The following is a 776-nucleotide window of genomic DNA, read 5'->3' as shown; positions in this document are numbered from 1 at the left end:
GAGCTATGCGGTCGGCGAGTTCGATCTCCTCGGCGTCGAGCGAGAGCCAGGCAAGCCGGCATTTGCTCTCATGGCCGAGCGAGGCACAAGGCGCTATGTCGGCTCGGCTTTCATCACCTTGAACCGGGATATGCGCGAACGACTGTGGAAGCGTGTCCAAGACAACGCAGGCACCGCGCCGAMGGGCATGAAGCGKCSGGCRACGCAATGGGTYAAGCCGGGGCTGATCGGCCGCGTRAAGCATCTGCGCGRCGAGGAAGACYTRCGSCATGCYTCSCTGCAGGATTTTCGGGAAGAATGAGCAAGCGCGGCGGTGATTTTCTCTACCATTGGATCGGACCATTTACCGGACGACCCGATCATCGACCCGGTGCTTCTGGTGATCGATATGACTGTGGATGCAAAACGGGCGGCGGAAACCCAGGGCATTGCCGGCCAAGAGATCGATGAGGAAATCGGCGCAATGTTCGAAGTCGTCATGCAAGGGTTGCGCTAAAGGTACCTATCACCTTCCGCACGGTGTTGGAGACAGAACCAGTGGGACGGTCCCTTTGGTCTGGCAAAGACGAACGGTGCGCGCGGGTGGCTGAGTCGCCGACACAATTTTGATGCACAGCTATCGGATCATACTGGGCCAGTACAGGGGGTCCCCGCTGGCTTCTGGGTGCCCGTCACCTTGTTCTGACCCGGGTGACGGGCTTCTTTGTTGTTAGGAATCCACACGGGTGGTAGCGTTACCATATCAAAGAGGACAACCCGACGCGCCACGAGTGAGG

At 59.3% G+C, this 776-nt stretch carries 1 protein-coding gene; it reads left to right on the top strand.

Annotated features, from left to right (window positions below):
- Positions 1 to 313 precede the first annotated feature (313 nt).
- Positions 314 to 496, top strand: coding sequence for a hypothetical protein (locus tag ACXJ7R_RS35060; RefSeq protein WP_457155793.1), 183 nt, complete (start codon positions 314 to 316; stop codon positions 494 to 496).
- Positions 497 to 776: the final 280 nt, after the last annotated feature.

The organism is Mesorhizobium sp. P5_C1 (assembly GCF_054049815.1).
The sequence above is the reverse complement of the archived record's forward strand: the minus strand, read 5'-3'. Positions and strand labels throughout refer to the sequence as shown.